The organism is Synechococcus sp. H55.7 (genome assembly GCF_047462395.1).
Lineage (GTDB): Bacteria > Cyanobacteriota > Cyanobacteriia > Thermostichales > Thermostichaceae > Thermostichus.
In genome coordinates this window covers 1-16,111 of sequence record NZ_JANSJD010000028.1, presented here as the reverse complement: position 1 = coordinate 16,111, position 16,111 = coordinate 1, and the positions used below count along the sequence as shown (strand labels likewise).

17 protein-coding genes are annotated in these 16,111 nt (G+C 60.9%); 9 read left to right on the top strand and 8 right to left on the bottom strand.

Translation table 11 applies throughout. The annotated features are described in order from the left end of the window. The first annotated feature begins 249 nt into the window (after positions 1–249). The 3 genes from NW851_RS12050 to NW851_RS12040 all read left to right on the top strand — a co-directional run bounded on the left by NW851_RS12050 (position 250) and on the right by NW851_RS12040 (position 2,456). Entirely contained in the window at positions 250–900 is a 651-nt protein-coding gene (locus tag NW851_RS12050; protein ID WP_414338809.1) for a LexA family transcriptional regulator, read from the top strand. Between the two features lie 144 nt (positions 901–1,044). Further along, complete coding sequence (locus NW851_RS12045) at positions 1,045–1,878, top strand: OmpA family protein (protein WP_414334555.1); 834 nt, start codon at positions 1,045–1,047, stop codon at positions 1,876–1,878. A gap of 104 nt (positions 1,879–1,982) precedes the next feature. Beyond that, positions 1,983–2,456, top strand: a complete 474-nt coding sequence (locus tag NW851_RS12040) for an ATP-binding protein (RefSeq protein WP_414334553.1) — start codon at positions 1,983–1,985, stop codon at positions 2,454–2,456. Here the strand turns inward: NW851_RS12040 and NW851_RS12035 are convergent. Beyond that, on the bottom strand, positions 2,453–3,583 hold the full coding sequence (locus tag NW851_RS12035; protein WP_414334551.1) for a geranylgeranyl reductase family protein: 1,131 nt from the start codon (positions 3,581–3,583) through the stop codon (positions 2,453–2,455). The two genes, NW851_RS12040 and NW851_RS12035, sit on opposite strands and share 4 nt — an antisense overlap. A gap of 200 nt (positions 3,584–3,783) precedes the next feature. Here NW851_RS12035 and NW851_RS12030 point away from each other — a divergent pair, with 200 nt between their 5' ends. Continuing rightward, on the top strand, positions 3,784–4,071 hold the full coding sequence (locus tag NW851_RS12030) for a hypothetical protein (RefSeq protein WP_414334549.1): 288 nt from the start codon (positions 3,784–3,786) through the stop codon (positions 4,069–4,071). 114 nt (positions 4,072–4,185) lie between these two features. On the opposite strand, the gene NW851_RS12025 is transcribed toward NW851_RS12030, so the two are convergent. The 5 genes from NW851_RS12025 to hisB form a co-directional block, all read right to left on the bottom strand. Beyond that, a complete protein-coding gene (locus NW851_RS12025; protein WP_414338804.1) occupies positions 4,186–5,442 on the bottom strand; it encodes a DNA double-strand break repair nuclease NurA in 1,257 nt (418 codons plus the stop codon). Between the two features lie 7 nt (positions 5,443–5,449). Next, positions 5,450–6,346 (bottom strand): 6-carboxytetrahydropterin synthase, encoded by an 897-nt coding sequence (locus NW851_RS12020; protein WP_414334639.1) that lies wholly within the window; start codon positions 6,344–6,346, stop codon positions 5,450–5,452. A gap of 112 nt (positions 6,347–6,458) precedes the next feature. Continuing rightward, a complete protein-coding gene (locus tag NW851_RS12015) occupies positions 6,459–7,499 on the bottom strand; it encodes an NAD(P)/FAD-dependent oxidoreductase (protein ID WP_414338801.1) in 1,041 nt (346 codons plus the stop codon). Positions 7,500–7,563: 64 nt separating this feature from the next. Beyond that, the gene (locus NW851_RS12010; RefSeq protein ID WP_011432316.1) at positions 7,564–7,716 is read right to left on the bottom strand and encodes a photosystem II protein Y; all 153 of its coding nucleotides are present in this window, start codon (positions 7,714–7,716) and stop codon (positions 7,564–7,566) included. A gap of 360 nt (positions 7,717–8,076) precedes the next feature. After that, entirely contained in the window at positions 8,077–8,721 is a 645-nt protein-coding gene (gene hisB / locus NW851_RS12005; RefSeq protein ID WP_414334636.1) for an imidazoleglycerol-phosphate dehydratase HisB, read from the bottom strand. A gap of 308 nt (positions 8,722–9,029) precedes the next feature. On the opposite strand from hisB, the gene NW851_RS12000 reads away from it, so the two are divergent. From NW851_RS12000 to NW851_RS11985, 4 genes are all read left to right on the top strand, one after another. Continuing rightward, a complete protein-coding gene (locus NW851_RS12000) occupies positions 9,030–10,439 on the top strand; it encodes a RecQ family ATP-dependent DNA helicase (RefSeq protein WP_414334634.1) in 1,410 nt (469 codons plus the stop codon). Between the two features lie 114 nt (positions 10,440–10,553). Further along, entirely contained in the window at positions 10,554–12,347 is a 1,794-nt protein-coding gene (locus NW851_RS11995) for a glycoside hydrolase family 3 N-terminal domain-containing protein (protein ID WP_414334632.1), read from the top strand. A gap of 92 nt (positions 12,348–12,439) precedes the next feature. After that, positions 12,440–12,931, top strand: a complete 492-nt coding sequence (locus NW851_RS11990) for a c-type cytochrome (protein ID WP_414334630.1) — start codon at positions 12,440–12,442, stop codon at positions 12,929–12,931. A 9-nt stretch (positions 12,932–12,940) separates the two neighbouring features. Beyond that, entirely contained in the window at positions 12,941–13,612 is a 672-nt protein-coding gene (locus NW851_RS11985; protein WP_414334628.1) for a diacylglycerol/polyprenol kinase family protein, read from the top strand. A gap of 51 nt (positions 13,613–13,663) precedes the next feature. On the opposite strand, the gene NW851_RS11980 is transcribed toward NW851_RS11985, so the two are convergent. Both NW851_RS11980 and NW851_RS11975 read right to left on the bottom strand, forming a co-directional pair. Then, a complete protein-coding gene (locus NW851_RS11980) occupies positions 13,664–14,023 on the bottom strand; it encodes a hypothetical protein (RefSeq protein ID WP_414334626.1) in 360 nt (119 codons plus the stop codon). A gap of 177 nt (positions 14,024–14,200) precedes the next feature. Further along, positions 14,201–14,458, bottom strand: coding sequence for a helix-turn-helix domain-containing protein (locus NW851_RS11975; RefSeq protein WP_414334625.1), 258 nt, complete (start codon positions 14,456–14,458; stop codon positions 14,201–14,203). Positions 14,459–14,804: 346 nt separating this feature from the next. Between NW851_RS11975 and NW851_RS11970 the strand changes: the two genes are divergently transcribed. After that, complete coding sequence (locus tag NW851_RS11970; RefSeq protein ID WP_414334645.1) at positions 14,805–15,878, top strand: RpoD/SigA family RNA polymerase sigma factor; 1,074 nt, start codon at positions 14,805–14,807, stop codon at positions 15,876–15,878. Positions 15,879–16,111: the final 233 nt, after the last annotated feature.

The following is a 16,111-nucleotide window of genomic DNA, read 5'->3' as shown; positions in this document are numbered from 1 at the left end:
CAATATCTGAACCGAACTTTTTGGCTATCCAACGCTGGGCCAGCTCGGCTCTCGCCTGCCGTGAGCAGGCTCCAAAACCACACTAACGCCAGCGCAGTTCTCCTGCCAGCCTACCGACAGCATTTGAGAGTTGCGATTCCCTTGGTCAGCTCAGGTGGGAGATTGTCCCCCAATCGGCTGTACCGGCTGTTGACTTGTCAAGATATAGTGGTGAAAATCTGCTTATACACAATCTGTAGCGCTAAGCCGATGTCCATCTTCTCGAGCTCCTCTTTTGCAGACCGCTTACGACAGGTGATCGGCGACGAGGCCATTTATGCGTTTGGGCGACGGGCCGGCATTAGCGATACGGCCTTGCGCAGCTACCTGAAGGGTTCCGTGCCCGGCATTGACAAGGCGGTGAAAATTGCCCAGGTGGGCCAAGTCAGCCTCAATTGGCTGATCACAGGGGAGGGATCCCCACGGTTGGATTCCGACTCGAAGGCAGAGTATGTGTATGTACCTTTTGTCGATGTGGCCGTCTCTGCGGGAGCGGGGGTGTTGGTGCGGGAAGAAGCGATCGCCGCGGTGATGGCTTTCGAGCGAAACTGGCTGCGGGCCCATTTGAAGGGAAACCCTGCCAAGCTGAGCCTGATTCGGGTGCAGGGGGATAGCATGGCTCCCACCTTGGAGGATGGCGACTGGATCTTTGTGGAGCGGCAGGAGGGTGGGGATCTGAGCTGTGAAGGCATTTATGTCTTTCAGATGGATGGGGATCTGTTGGTCAAACGACTGCAGCGCCTGCCCGGATCCCAGGTGAAGGTGATCAGCGACAATCCCCGTTTTCCTCCCTTTGTGGCGGATCCCGCCAACGGATTGACCATCATAGGGCGGTATCGAGGCCGCCTTAGTTTTGATTAGCCCTTTGAACGATGGCGGGAAGTGGCAGCTTGACCGACCGAGAATCCCCTCGGCGAGCTCCGGTCGCCGGCTAGGATCGCTTTCTAGAGTTGAGTGGAGTTCCCACTCCTTGCCTGCGTCCATTTAGCCGGAGGTTTGCCCAGGATGCCTCGCTCGTCCCAGCGCTCAACGGTTGCTCTCAATTTCCTCAGTGGGATCCTCTTGGTCAGCAGCGGGATCTGGCTGGGGATGGAGCTTCCCCAGCAGGCTCAACCTCAGCCCCAACCGGAGACCAACCTCTCTGCCGGTCAACCGGCTCCGCCTACACCAGCGATCTTGCCCACCCTGGCCCCACCCCAGGCCAATCCGCCGCTGGCCAGCCCAACGGCCAATGCAGATCCAAATGCAGATCCAGAGGAACGTCAGGCGAGCCCCACAGATCTGGAAACGGAGATTCGGGAAATCCGCCAGCAGGTGATCCAGCTCTTGATAAAAATTGAGGAACTGGAGTCGCGGCTGCAGCGGCTGCGTTCTCAAACAGCCCCTGAGCCCGTCAGGGAATCTTCCACCGCCGCCGAGATCGCTCCAGGGGAAGCCAGCGTTCCCGCCCCGACCCCAACGCCGACTCCCACCTCTTTTCAGGTGGGAACCCAAACCATCAGCCTGCCGGGGGATTTGCTGTTCGATTTTGACAAGGCCGAGATTCGACCTGAGGCGACCTCGCTGCTGGCCCAGGTGGCGAAATCCTTGGAAGCCATGCCCGGCGCCCGCGTTCAAGTGAACGGTCACACCGACAACATTGGATCCCTAAACTACAACCTGGCTCTTTCCCTGCGCCGCGCCAACGCGGTTAAAGACTATTTGATGAAACTCTTGCCGGAAGGCCATCCCATCAGTTGGACAACCTCTGGCTTTGGCCCTACCTTGCCGGTGGCCGATAACGACACAGAAGCCGGACGGCAGCGGAACCGCCGTGTGGATTTGATCATCGCTCCCTAGCTTCCCCCCCAAAATGGGGGATGACATATTCTGGCAGGGCTTTGGTCTAGAATCTGGTAGGGCCAAATGGCTTCAGGTTCAATCCCTATCGTTGGGGTTCGGTTTTGAACGCAGCAGGGATCCCTTCGGGTGAGAAGCAGACATTTGCGCTGAGGGTTGAGACAACTCTCGACGCTCTTGGCCAAGTTTTAACCTGGTTTGAATCTTTTCGAAATGCCGGCATCCCGGATCCCATTTGGACGGAATGTCAGTTGGTTTTGGCGGAGGGGTTTACCAACGCCGTTCGCCACGCCCACCGCGCCCTGCCTCCCAGTACGCCCATTGATATTGAGCTGATCCTGATGCCGCAAGAGCTGGAGTTGCGCATTTGGGATCAGGGGCAGGAGTTTGACCTGGAGGGAGCTTTCCGGCACCTGGTGGCCAACCCCGATCCCGAATCCGAGGGGGGACGCGGCATTTGGCTGATGAAGGCTCTCTCCACCCACCTGAGCTATACTCGTCAGGCGGATGGGCGCAACTGCCTGTTGATCGGCAAGCGCTTCGACGATCTAGCTCAAGTCTATCGGTGCCAGGCCTAGGTGAGCAGGCCGCCGCTTAACTTGCGAATGGCCGAGCTGGCCACATCGCTGTAGCGCAGTTCACCGGCCAGGATCTGGCCCATACGCCGAGTGGCTCCCGGTCGTTTGACGCCCACCTTGTAGCCCACGCCTGGAAAGCGGTAGAACAAGGCCGCAATCCGTTTAGCCCAGCGCATCTCTGAGCCCCATTCCTGTTGCACGCGGGCCGAGTAGTTCGCCAGAGCCTCTGTGTTCCCCGCCAGGGCTTGGTCGATGGCCTCTGCCGCCAACATGCCGGTGAGGAGGGAAGGGCGGATCCCCTCGGCGGTAAACGGATCGACGACGCAGGCGGCATCCCCCACCAAGAGGGCATTTTGGCTGTGGAGCGGTTGCTCTTCATCCCAGAGGCAGATGGGATGGCCGAACTGCTTGACCGATTTCAAGTCTACGCCGAAGCTTTGGGCATATTGGGCGGCAATTTCCCGCAGGTTTTGTTTTTCTCCACCGCGAAAGGTGCCGGCCCCGATCGAGTAGCCATCGGCCTTGGGGAAGTTCCAAAGGTAGCCATTGCTCACGGCGCCGAAGTCGAAATGGGCGGCTGCAGTTTGCGGTTGCCCAACGGGCACCTCTGCTTCCAGGGCGGCGGCTAGACGACGGCGGCGTTCTTGAAAGCCCAGCCACTTGGCCATCGAGCCTTTTGCCCCATCGGCTGCGATCACATACCGACCCCAGACAGGGCCGGTGCTTGTCATCACTTGCCAGCGGTCGCTTTGCCACTCGAGGCCGGAGACGGGGCATGTTGCCTGGAGCGCTGCCCCTTGCTTTTGCGCCTGCTGAATCAAGTAGTGGTCGAAAACATCCCGCCGCACCATCCAAACGGGTTCTTGCAGATCCAGGTCGGCCACCACCGGATCCCCGCCGCGCCAGGTGTAGCGAATTTGCCGGATCTTCAGGGAAATGGCGGGGCTGAAGTCGAAGTCGAACCAAGCTGCCACCATGGGAGAGACCCCGCCCCCACAGGGTTTGTAGCGGGGCAAGGGATCTTTTTCCAAGACCAGCACCGAGCGCCCCCGCTTGGCCAGATGGTAGGCAGCAGAGCCGCCGGCGGGGCCAGCACCGACAATGACACAGTCGTAAAGCTGCGACATAACCTGCGATTCCCCAGCTCCCATGTCCTGGGCTTTGTTTATCGGCTTCTAGACTATTATGGCGGCAGCAAATCTACCCGCCTGTTTTTGGGAAGCCCATGCGAATTCGATGGCAACGGCTTGCCAACTTGCCCTTGACTTGCTGCTATGCCGCCTTCAAACCCTCTAGCTCGCTTGATCTCGTTGGATGAGGAAACCCCATGCACGACCTGGACAGTTTGCCAGAACCGGTAGCCGACGCCCTAATCAAAAGCCTGCTCACGGATGTGGAACGGCTGATCAACCAGCACGGCCTGTCAGAGGTTCTGGTGGGGTTGGCCATGTATTGCAATGTGCAGTTCAAGGCCAAGTTCAATAAACCCAACCGCACCGAAAAGGATGAGGAGCTGGGATTTTATTTCCGCGACGCTGCCAAAGCCCTAGAGGTGGCGGCCAGCCTCACCTACCGCACCATCGATCGCTCCCGGCCCAGCCAGCCCAACGCTTAGAGGGTAGGGATCCCGCCCTCACCCCTCTCCCAGAGGCAGCCCTCACCCCCAGCCCCTCTCCCTCAGGGAGAGGGGAGGTAGGAGGGAGGAAGGGTTTTGCGGCACTGGCACCAATTAGGCGATACCAGTTCGCTTCTGGGCTTCCTTGCGGGAGACAGCCACATGGCGCAGGCCGGCGCGGATCAGCTCCTGCTCGATCAGGGCAAAGAAGCGCTGCCGATCCCCGCTCCGCACCACTGCCAAATGATGGGCTTCCGCCAGGGCAATGGGGTAGCCAAAGCCCTTTTGCACCTGGCTCAGTACTCCCGCCAGGGCCCGCTGCAGCAGCTGGGCATCCTGGGCCACCCAGGCGGGAAACTCCAGGCGGGCGATCTCGGGGCCTCCCTTCCCGCCGACATTCAAGTAACAGCAGTGGATGTGGTGTTCCCCGAAGGCATCCAAGACACTGGCGCCACTGCGCCAGAGGGGGCTGCGCTCTCCCGGCTGCAGCAGGGATCCCCAGAAGACGCGATCCGGCAGGGGAGCAAAGGGGTGACAGGGGGGGGTTTTCTCGCCGGCACAGTAGCGATGGCAGTCGCAGCCCAGGTAGGGGCACAGCCCCAGGCGTAAGTAGTTAAGGGTTTCGCTGCTGCGGGAAGCGCTGATGTAGCCCACCAGGGGGATGCGGGCGGCCCGCAACTGCTCCAGAGTCGCCAGGATGGGATCCAGCCAGGGACGCTGGGTTGATCTGGGCAGCGGCTCCAGTCCCCAGGGGATCAGGGATCCATCCAGGAGCGCCAGCGTGGCGCGGCGACGGGGCACTGACAGGGCCAACTGCGCCAGCTCCTCTAGCTCTGCCTGAGCCCGCCGCAAGGCCAACACCACTTCCGGCCCCAACGAGACCCCTGTCCCGCTGCCGGGGTTCCGCACGGCAATGGCAGCACTTTGCAACCCTTCTGCCATTTGCTCCAAGAGAGAGGAGTCCGAGCGCTGCCCATACAGCAGCAGAGGCTGACTATCCAAAAGCGGCCACTCCTGGGTGCCGTAGTGCAGAACCACCCGCCCAACATTGATCAGCGAGCAATAGGCGATCTCGTGGTGGCTGGGCAGGATCTGGGATCCATCGGTGGCCACCACCGTGTGTCGTCCCTGCAGCGGCTCCACCTTGGGCAGGGATCCCCAGGTTTCCGGGGGCTCGGCGGGGCTGGCGCAGGTAAAGGCCAGATGGGATCCCCACTCCGTCCAACGCGACTGCCAAACCTGCGGCTCCTGCTGCAGGCGCCCGAAGACCTGCAGGGCTTGGCGCAGGCGCTCCTGACCGGCCCGCGACTCCTGCTGCAAGTGCCGAGCAAAGGCGGGGATCTGCCCACTCAGCTTAACCAGATCCAACATGGTTACATCAGCGTCGCGCGGCAACACGGCTGCCGAAACTCTGGGGGAGCCCTTCTGAAGAGTTGAACAGCTCTTCCAGCGGAAACTCCCCGTAGACCTCGCTGCTGTTGTTGGGGCTCTCTTGCAGGCGAACCCGATGCAGTTGCACCCCCAGCTCGCGCAGGGGCAAAGTCAGCAGCCGTTGAATGTAGAGGGCGATGTTTTCGGCGGTGGGCACCACCTGGGCAAAGTAGGGGATGTCTTTGTTCAAAAAGGTGTGATCCAGCGGTTTGACCACCTGCTCGTCAATGATCCGCTGCAAAGCCGCCAGATCCACGAGCATCCCCGTGCGCGGGTCGATGGATCCCTTGACGGTGATCTCCAGGCCGTAGTTGTGGCCATGGCCATGGGGACGGGCGCAGAGGCCGTAGATGGCGGTGTTCTCTTCCAGGCTCAAATGATCCAGGGCCAAACGGTGAGCGGCGCTGAAATGGGTGGCAACGGTCAAGTAGGCTTGCATGGCTTCTCCTCGGTATTCGGCCCAAAGTTCGGGATCCTCGTACAGGCGGACGCTGGTCAGCGGCAGCGCATCGGCCAGGCGTTGCCAAATTACGTAAGCGATAAACTCAGTGGTGGGCAGGGTTTGGGCAAACTCCGGCCAGGCTTGATTGAGGTAGGCGAAGTTGAGCTCTTGAATCACCCGCTCTCGGATCACCCGCTTGACCTCTGAGAGGTTGAGCACCATGCCGTACTCATCTACCTCCCCCGTCAGGCCCACCTCCAGCACGTAGTTGTGGCCGTGGCCGGGAAAACGGGCTTGGGGGCCAAAGCGGGCTACGTTCTCGGCTTCTGAGAGTTCGGGCAACCAGTAGCGATGGCTGGCGGCAAATTGGGCACGGCGGTAGATCGTACAGGTTCTGGGCATGGATTATCTGCCAAGGGATCCACCCTGTCAGCATAACTCTCTACCCCAGAGGATGGAAATTCTCGGCCTGGATCTGCAGGCATTGCTCCAGGCCAACTGGGTCAGCGTCCCCTCACCGCTCAGAGCCGCCCAGCATTTCGAGCAACGTTTTGGCGGCATCTTGCCCTGAGAGCCAAGCCCCTTCTACGCGCCCCCCGGCGCACGAATCGCCGGCACAAACCAAAGGCAATCCCTCAGCCGCCGGAATCCGGGTGCCCAAGCTGGCCAATCCCATGGTTTCCAGCGGCAAAGCGTAGCGCCAACGGTGCACCTGCATCCATTGGGGCGAAGCCAGCCAGGGATCCAGATGCTTGGCGGCGTGGGCCAACAATTCTCGACCTGCCTTTTCTAGCTCAGGTGGGCCGGCCTCCAGGTACAGAGATGACCACTCCGCCCCCCCATGCAAGACCACCACCGGCGAGAGCGGCTGCGGGCGCTTGCTGCTGTCCAACCCCAGCCAGGCCAACATCGGATCCTCCAAGCACTTGATCCCTTTCCAGGGCGGCGGCGGCGTGTCCTTGGAGTAGCCGGCCAAAACCGCAAGGCAGGGCTGATACTCGGCGGATCCCAGCAGAGACAGCAGGCTATCGGCAGGAGGGATCTTCTCTTGCAGCAAAGGCAGCAACTGCGGGGCCGGAATGGCCGCCACCAATGCGGCAGCCTCGTAGCATTGACCATTCTCCGCCTGCACTTGCCAGGTTGTGGCCAAACTTTTGAGGCCGACCACACGAGTTTGGGTGTGTACCGACAGCGGGGCAGCCAGGTGTTTGGCCAACATCGTCATGCCCTGGGGGCAGATGTAGCGCGGTTTCTCCTCGTTGGGATGCTCCGGGCGCAGCCCTTTTCGATCCAGCACATGAAGCGAGCGCGTCCATTCCGTCAGCAGCCCCAGGCCCAGCAGCTCCTTCACCCAGCGATGAAAGCCATCGGAATCGGCAGTCAGGTATTGAGCCCCGTGATCCACCGGCACCGTTTGTCCGAGATGCTCAACCCGACGGGTGGCCAGGCGCCCGCCCAAGCCCGCCGATTTTTCCAGCACCAGAACCCGCAGCCCCGCCCGCAGCAGTCGCCTTGCGCAGACCAAACCGGCCACTCCGGCCCCGATGACAATCACATCGGCGGATTTTGGGTTTGTCGCCTCGCCTAGCATACTGAGCCTGCCGGCCGGATCCGCACGTTCAGCTCCCGCCTTTGCCGAAGGGGTTGTTGCCCTTCTCGCCGAAGAGCTTGGCCTCTCCTTTGATGGCAGCCTTGATGATGTTGTAGGCAGCCCAGGCAACCACCAAAACAATGGGCGACAGAACGATCAGCGGACGGAGATCAATGTCCATGGTTTTCATCCCCCCCTAACATGGGCCTATCAGTGGCTGGGAATCAGAACCTCCAGAGCTGGCAACTGCCGGGAAACCCTTTTTCGACTTTTGGATCCCGCCTGAGCTGGGACGCAACCCTGGAAGGATGGCTAAGTCCAGAATAAACCCAAATGGGGATCCCTGCCGGACAGACTTTGCCTCATCCAGGTCTGTGAATTGGCGCCGGCTCAGCTCTTTTGGATCTTCACCAGTGGCTGGAGATTTTGCCCAAAGCAGCCGGCGGGCGAGTGCGGCTCAGCATTCTCGACAGAACCCCATCGTCGGATGGGGCAGCACCACAAGTCCCAGGCTCAAGGTCAACAGCCCGCGCAGGCGCCGCTACAGCACCCCCTTAGAACTGGGGATCCCTTCCTGTCGCCGCGGATCCCGTTCTACGGCCATGCGCAGGGCGCGGGCAAAGGCCTTGAAACTGGCCTCGACGATGTGGTGGGCATTGAGGCCGGCTGCCTGGCGAAGGTGCAGGGTCATCTGGGCATGGTTGACCACCGCCTGATAAAACTCTCGCACCAACTGGGTTTCGTAGCGGCCAATGCGCTCGGCGGTCAGCTCCAGGCCGTAGCTGAGGTGGGGTCGCCCGGAAAAGTCCAGCACCACCTGCACCAGCGCCTCATCCAAAGGCGCCCAAAAATGACCAAAACGATAAATGCCCCGCCGATCCTGCAGCGCCAGCGCCAGCGCCTGTCCCAACGTGATGCCCACGTCTTCGTTGGTGTGGTGGTCGTCGATGTGCAGATCCCCCACCGCCTTGATCTGGAGATCGATCAACCCGTGGGTGCTGAGCTGGGCCAGCATGTGATCCAAAAAGGGGATCCCGGTGTCGATCTCGTGCTGCCCTCTGCCGTCCAGGTTGAGATGGATTTGCACATCCGTTTCCCCCGTGCGACGGTGAACAGAGGCCATTCTGGGCTGGAGCAAGGGTGGGGAGTCGTTGGCATCAGCGGTGCGGAGCACATTGGCAGTCATAGTTCCAGCATCGAGCTAGGCGGGAAGTCCCAGCTCTAGAATCGCACAAGACCACCGCCCTGTTGCCACGCAATGCTACGCGACCGATACCTTGCCAAGGGCAGCAAAGAGCATTCCTTCCCGGCCAGCGACCTGGATCCCAGCCATCCCGATACGGGTTCCCTCACCCCTACCCCCTCTCCCTCTGGGAGAGGGGAACTAGAGGCAGAAAGGGGGTTCCGTGGAATTGGAAATAGCCTGTTGTTGGACAACCCCCTTTACAATCGCTGTAGATTGCTGAAGAAAATCGCGGCAAAAGGGGTTGCCGTTTGCAGGATTGGCAGCAGGTTCAATCCGCCCTCAAGCAGTACTGGGGCTACGAGGCGCTGCGCCCGCCCCAGGCTCAGGTGATCCGCGCCTTGCTGGAGAAGCGCGACGCGCTGGTGGTATTGCCGACGGGGTTTGGCAAGTCTCTTTGCTTCCAACTCACATCCCTCTTGCAAACAGGGCTGACGCTGGTGGTCTCGCCCCTGATCGCCCTGATGGAAGACCAAGTCCAGGATCTCTGGAAGCGCCGTCTGCCGGCGGCCTGTCTGCACAGCGAGCTGGATCCGGCCCTGCGCAAGCGCGTGTTGAAGGCCCTTGAGGAAAACCGACTGCGTCTGCTCTACCTGGGGCCGGAAACCCTCTTCAGCCCCCCCGTTTGGCAACGGCTGCAGCAGCCCCAGGTGCAAATCAGCAGCCTGATCGTGGATGAGGCCCATACGTTGGTGCATTGGGGGGGATCCTTCCGGCCCGACTACCGCCGTTTGGGATTGCTGCGCCCGGCTTTGGCCAAGCCCTCGTTTCCCATCGCCGCTTTTACCGCCACCGCCGATCCCCAAACCTGCACTCGCCTGGGCCACATCCTGGGGCTGCAGGATCCGGAGTGCATCCGCGCCGATCCGCTGCGGGCCAATATCTCCCTCAATGTGGCCATCGCCTGGAGCCCGGCGGATCGCCGTCGGCGGCTGTTGCGTTTTCTGGCCGAAAACCCCGGCCCGGGCCTGGTGTACGTGCGCACACGGCGGGATGGGGAGGAGCTGGCCGCGTGGCTGGGCCGCCACAACCAAGAAACCGCCACTTACCACGGCGGCCTGGAAGCGGGATCTCGCCGGCGCTTGGAGCGGGCCTGGCTGGCGGGCGAGCTGCGCTTTTTGGTTTGCACCAACGCCTTTGGCATGGGGATCAACAAGCCGGATGTGCGCTGGGTGCTGCATTTTCATCCCCCGCCCCATTTGATGGATTATTTACAAGAGGTGGGGCGGGGCGGGCGGGATGGCGGCCCCTGTCAGGCCCTGATGCTGGTCTCGGAGCCGACGGGCCTGCTGGATCCCAGCGATCGCCAGCGCCAAGCCTATTTCTATTCTCAGCAGGAGCGCCTACTGGCCCAAGCACGCCGCCTGCTGCAAACTCTGCCCCCGCAGGGATCCTATGCCGACCTGCCGCCAGGAGAAACCCGGGTGGCCCTGGGCCTGTTGCAGGAGATGGGCTGTCTGCGCTGGCCGGATCCCTTTCACTTTCAGGTGCTGCACCGCCGTTGGCAGCCGCCGCCGCGGCAGGATCCCTGGCACGAGATGGAGGCCCTGATCCACGCTCGCGGCTGTCGGTGGCAGGCGATCTTGCCCTACTTTGGCTACCCTGGGGAACACCCCGGCCTGCCCTGCGGCACCTGCGACCGCTGCCGCCAAAGGCGCTGATTGTTTTGGCAGCAGGGAAGCCAGAAGCCGGGAGAGCGGCTAGGATCATCTGCGCTTGGGTTTTCGCAAAAGATGGGGATCCCCCAGCATTGCTGACGACTTCCGGTTATGCCCATGAGTGTCTCCGGATCTCTGGCCGACGAGCTTGACCAGCCCTTGTCCCTAGCTCGACAAGTGGCGCAACTGCTGGTGGTGCCGGTCTCGGCCCGTTTGGGATCCCAGTCACCCCCTCGAGAAGTTCTCAGGCGGCTGATCCAAGAGGTAGGGATTGGGGGCATCTGGCTGACCGAGGGCCATGTGGCAGAAGCCCTGTTGCTGGTGGAAGAGTTGCAAACCTGGGCTGCCCTGCCCCTTTTGGTGGCGGCGGAGGCCGGTCGTGGGCTGGCCCTGCAGGGGGCGACTTCTTTTCCCCACCCCCTGGGCCTGAGCCGCCTGGGATCCGAAGCCGAGCGCTGGGCGGAACAGTGGGGTTGGATCACGGCGCGGGAAGCAGCGGCCCTCGGCATCAATTGGCTGCTTAACCCGGTCGCAGAGCTGCTGGGGGAAGATCCCCTGTCTGCTTTGCAACTGGCGCGAGCCTTTGTGCGCGGATGTGAGCAAGCCGTCCCAGAGGGGATCCTGACCACGGCCAGCTCTTTCCCCGGCAAAGGGGAAGTAAGGTCGGCTGCAGCAGAGCAGGTTTCAAAGGCACCGGACATCCCCTGGTGCCCCCGTTTGAGCCTGACCCCAGCCCAGCTCCAAGAGGGGCCTTGGCTGCCGTTCCTGCTGGAGCAGGTGGGGGCGATCTTGGTTTCTCATGTGGTGCTGCCGGAGTGGGATGAGCGCTGGCCCATCACCCTGCTGCCGGGGCGGCTCACCCAGCTGCTGCGGCGGGAATGGGGGTTCGGCGGGCTGATCGTGGTGGATAGACTCGATGACGGCTTTCTGGCGGAGCTGGCCGCTGGGACGGAGCTCTCTCCCAACCGATTGGCCGTGCGGGCTTTCCAGGCCGGTGCCGACCTGATTTTGGCCCCCCCCGATCCAATGGCCTCGCTGGCAGCCGTTTTGGAAGCGGTGCAGCAGGGATCCCTCAGCGCCGTCCAACTGGCCCAATCGGTGACGCGGGTGCTGCGCGCCAAGCAGCGAGTCCTGCCTGCGGCCTCAACTCTCCTCAAACAGGTGTGGCCGGCCTTGGCGGAAACGGATTTCAGCGCTGTTGGCGGCTGGATGGGGGCCAAGGATCCCACCGACCCGGCCCTCAGCCGCGGCTCCCCCGCCGAGCACCTGAAACCCCTCTTGCTGGGGGATCCCATCCGCAAGGACTCGGCTTTGGGAAAGCTGTTCAACACGCGCGCCAACCTGCCCTCTGCTCTGCACAAAGCCGCCCAGCTGGGATCCCTCTTGGCCGAGCAGGATATTGCTCCCTGTCAAGCCGCCATGGCCCGCGGTGGGGTGGAAGGTGGCCGGCCCCTCAGACCGCCCCCAGAGCCCAGATGGTTGAACTGGATCTGGCTGGATCCCCCCCTGGACACTGCCGACCTGCAGTTGCAGTCTCCCGCTGTTCAGGTGCCGGCGGCGTTGGGCATTCTCCCTGTGGTCAGCGATGCCCTCACCCCCCTGCCTTGGCTGGAAGCTGCTTTGAACAGCGCTCCAGGGCTGGTTTTCCAAGCTTTCCTTCGCGATCCCCTGCCCAACTATGTGCTGGATTGGCTGCAACAGCATCGGGAGCGGGTGGCAGCCGTCGTCGTTTATGGTAATTTATCCTTCTACCGCCGCCTGCAGGCGCACTTTCCAGGGGCCAATCTCATCCACAGCCTGAACCGGGATCCCTGGGCCCAAGCAGAGGCGATGGAGCGGCTCTTTCCCAACCGCGCCATCCCAGAGGGAGCGCAATCTCAGACAGACCGGCAAATCATTAAGAAAAAGTAAATACCATTACAGATTATTGGCAGGGAAGGGCTCCTGAGTTATTGTGTTGGTTGAAATGTAAAAGATTGAAACGGTCTCTCTCAGCGTTGTCTGTGCATCCCTCCCTCTCAGACATCCCGCCATCCGGCAGCAGCCAGGCGTCGCCCGGCTGCTGGGCTGAGTTTGAGCAGAAGCGACTGCCCTCCTCCCAAAAGCGTTTACAACCTTTCCTCAAGTCCTTGCAGCAGTTCTTCACAGGTGTCTGGGCCCAAAAAGCTCGTTGGGGCGTCGTCCTCCTCGGCCTGGCGGTAGTCACCTGGGTTTGGTTGAGTGCCGGGGCTCGGCTGGATCCCTACACTCAAGCTGTCCTCAGCCTAGAGGGGCAGGTTGGCCGTGGTGCTTCCTTGTTTGCCCTCAACTGTGCGGCTTGCCATGGAGAAGAAGCGGATGGTCGGGTGGGGCCCAGCCTGCGGGGGGTGAGCAGCCGCCGTTCGGATCGGTTTATCATTCAGCAAGTAACCGGTGGCAAAACGCCTCCCATGCCCCAGTTCCAGCCCGATCCCCAGGAGATGGCGGATCTGCTCAGCTACTTGAAAACGCTCTGAGGCCGTTTCATGGGCCTGACCCAGCAGCTTGCTTGCTATGCTCTCTGGCTGGCCTCCGTCTTTGCTTTTGCGGAATGGCTGCGCTCCCAGCAGGTGGACGGAGAATGGGTGCGCAAGGCAATTCACATCGGCGTGGGCAATATCATTTTGCTGGCTTGGGCCTTGCAAGTGCCCCGCTGGCTGGGGGTAGGGTTCTCGCTGGTGTTTGCCGGCCTGGCGCTGCTCTCCTACCGAGTGACCCTTTTGCCCAGCTTGAATGGGGTCGGTCGGCGCAGCTTTGGCACCTGTTTCTATGCCCTCAGCATTGGCCTGCTGCTGTTTTGGTTTTGGCGGCCACAGCGACAAGTCTTCGCGGTGATCGGCATCTTGGTGATGACGTGGGCGGATGCCTTGGCCGGCTTGGTGGGCAAAACCTGGGGCAAACACCCCTATCAACTGGGATCCCTTCAAAAAAGCTGGGAGGGATCCCTGACCATGTGGGCGGTGAGTACCTTGGTGATCGCGGCGCTGCTGCTGGGGTACTTCGGCTTCTCTCCCCCTTTGCTCGCCATCAGCCTCTTGGTGGGGGGAATAACCATGGGCTTGGAGGTGTTCTCTTGGTGGGGGTTGGATAACCTGACCGTGCCTTTGGCCAGTGCCGGCCTCTGTTTTGCCCTGCTGCAGAGCCTCAACTATTTATGAACTTTACATAAACTAAATCCTGCAGTCGGGCTCGCAAGCGGTCGTCCTCTTTCAAGCCTGACGGCGTTCTTGCTCCTGCTCTTCCTGCTGCTGCCACTGCCTGAGCAACTCTTTGGCCGCTTGTGGGGTAAAGTAGTCCAGCTCCATCAACTTACGGTAGGTCAGAATTTGCCGCATCTCCAGGGGCATGTCTGCTTTTCGGTAGAAGTAGTGGATGCGGCTGATGTTTTGCTCCATCTCCGTAAACTCTTGCTCCTGCTTTTCCTGCTTAAGCACCTCATGGGGAGCAGACATGCGGTTGTAGTTAGGGATCCGCTGCCTGCCGGTGGTCTTGCCCGAGGCAGGCACACGATGGGCTCCGCTTTGCCGGTTGTTGGCCGGATCAGAAGAGTTGAAAAAGAAGGAGAGCATCCGTCAACCTCACACAAGCAGGTGAAATGGGGCCGTCTCAACAGCAAGTTAACAATATCAAGTTTAGATGAAGAAGTGAAGGCGTCGGTGATCTGGATCCCGTTGGGGCCCTGTATCTTTACTGTCTTGCTCCCCTGGGATGGTTGAGGGAAATCGGATGTAGCTTCCCCCCGACTGCTACAGATGGGATTCATCTCCGCTTAGCAGCCAAGTGACCGACACTCCCAACGCCTTGGCAAAAGCCACCAGTTCCTTGTCGATGACGCGCCGTTTTCCCTTTTCCACCTGGCCGATCTTGACGTAGTCCAACTGCACACCGTACTTGGCCAAGCGGCCCGCCAGTTGATCTTGGGTAAGTTGCAGCTTCTCCCGTACCCAGCGCACCCGCTCCCCAATCAAGTTGGCCGATGGATGGTGCCGGTCGTTCAACTCCATAGGAGCAGCAAGTTGTAAATATTCTTTATCCAGACTGAAGAGGTTCGCAGCTCGCCAATCGCCCCATGGTAGCCTGAGCTGGCAAGGTTCCCTTTTCTTTGGGATCCCAGCCGTGGAGCTGGCCAGCCCACGAACAATCTTACCTCAAGGCCTAGATCGAAAATCGCTTACTGCCTTTTGGCGGGCAATCCCTTACCCACAGAGGCTTGGCGGACGGGATCCCTGTTGTTCGAGCATTGAACCGGAAAAATCTCGGGACAAAAAAGGGTGGCATGATCGATTTTCGCTCGCACCGGAAGAAAAAACCTTTCTAGACTGGGAAGTGACGTTCTCTCCTCACTTGGCCGTGGTTTTTTCTCGTCCTCATCCTGAAGACTCTGCCTCTTTGCCTCAGGAGCTCGACGAGCTCTGGTTTGACCCTGAGTCTGCCCTTCAAGAAGTCGACCCAGAGCCGGTTGCTGGCGGCTCGCGGTTGAATGAAGATGCCGTCGATCACTACTTAAATACAATCGGTCGCGTGCCCCGCATCGACCACGCCGAAGAAATCGAGCTGTCGCGCAAGATCCAGCAAAAGCTCCTCATCGATCAAGCCCGGCAGGAGTGGCGGCAACAACGGGGCAGGGATCCCAGCGACGAGGATCTGGCTGAGGCCCTGCAGATTTCCGTATCCACCTTACGATCCCGCATCCGACAAGGGGAACAGGCCCAGCGCAAGCTGATCAACGCTAATCTGCGTCTGGTGGTCAGCGTGGCCAAGAAATACCTCAATCGGGGGGTGCCCTTTTTGGATCTGATCCAAGAGGGCAATATCGGGTTGATTCGGGCCACCGAAAAATTCAATGCGGAACGGGGTTTTCGCTTCAGTACCTACGCCCATTGGTGGATTCGCCAGGGGATCACCCGCTGCATTGCCAACCAAGCGCGGACGATTCGCCTGCCGGTGCACATGGTCGATAAAGTACGCCTGCTCAAACGCACCAACCGCGAGCTGATGAAGCTACAGGGGCGGCGGCCCACCGAGGCGGAGCTGGCAGAGGCACTGGGCATTAAAGTCAAGAAACTGCGCATGATCCAGCAGGCTGCTGCTTTGCCCCTGTCACTGGATGTGCCGGTTGGCCAGGAAGGAGAAAGCTGCCTTGGCGATTTGCTGCAGGATGAGCGGCAAGAGCAGCCTTTCCAAGGGATCCTTGTGCAATCGATGCAGCAGGATGTGCGTTCTGCCATGCAAACCCTGAAGCCGATTGAGAGGCAAGTGCTGGAGTTGCGCTACGGGTTAGACGGGCAACAGGCGAGAACCCTGCGGGAGGTGGGGGAGCACTTTAACCTGACGCGGGAACGGATTCGTCAGATCGAGCGGGATGCCCTGCGCAAATTGCGGGTGGGATATCCTTCACGAGCTCTGGCCCAGTACATTCGCTAGCTGTCACGGCTTCGCAGACGGGTTTCCCGACCAGCTTTCTTTTTGCTCTTGGGTTGAACGCCGCAGCCCAGCGATGAAGCGGATCGTTACGTCGTTGTTGCTACGCAGCGTTGTCGCGAACGCGCCAGCGCGCGGAGCTCTATACCTAACTCCCCTCTCCCTCTGGGAGAGGGGAGCTGTCTCGTATACACATATCCCAGCCCACGAGACAAGAGGCACTATGCTATGACCGG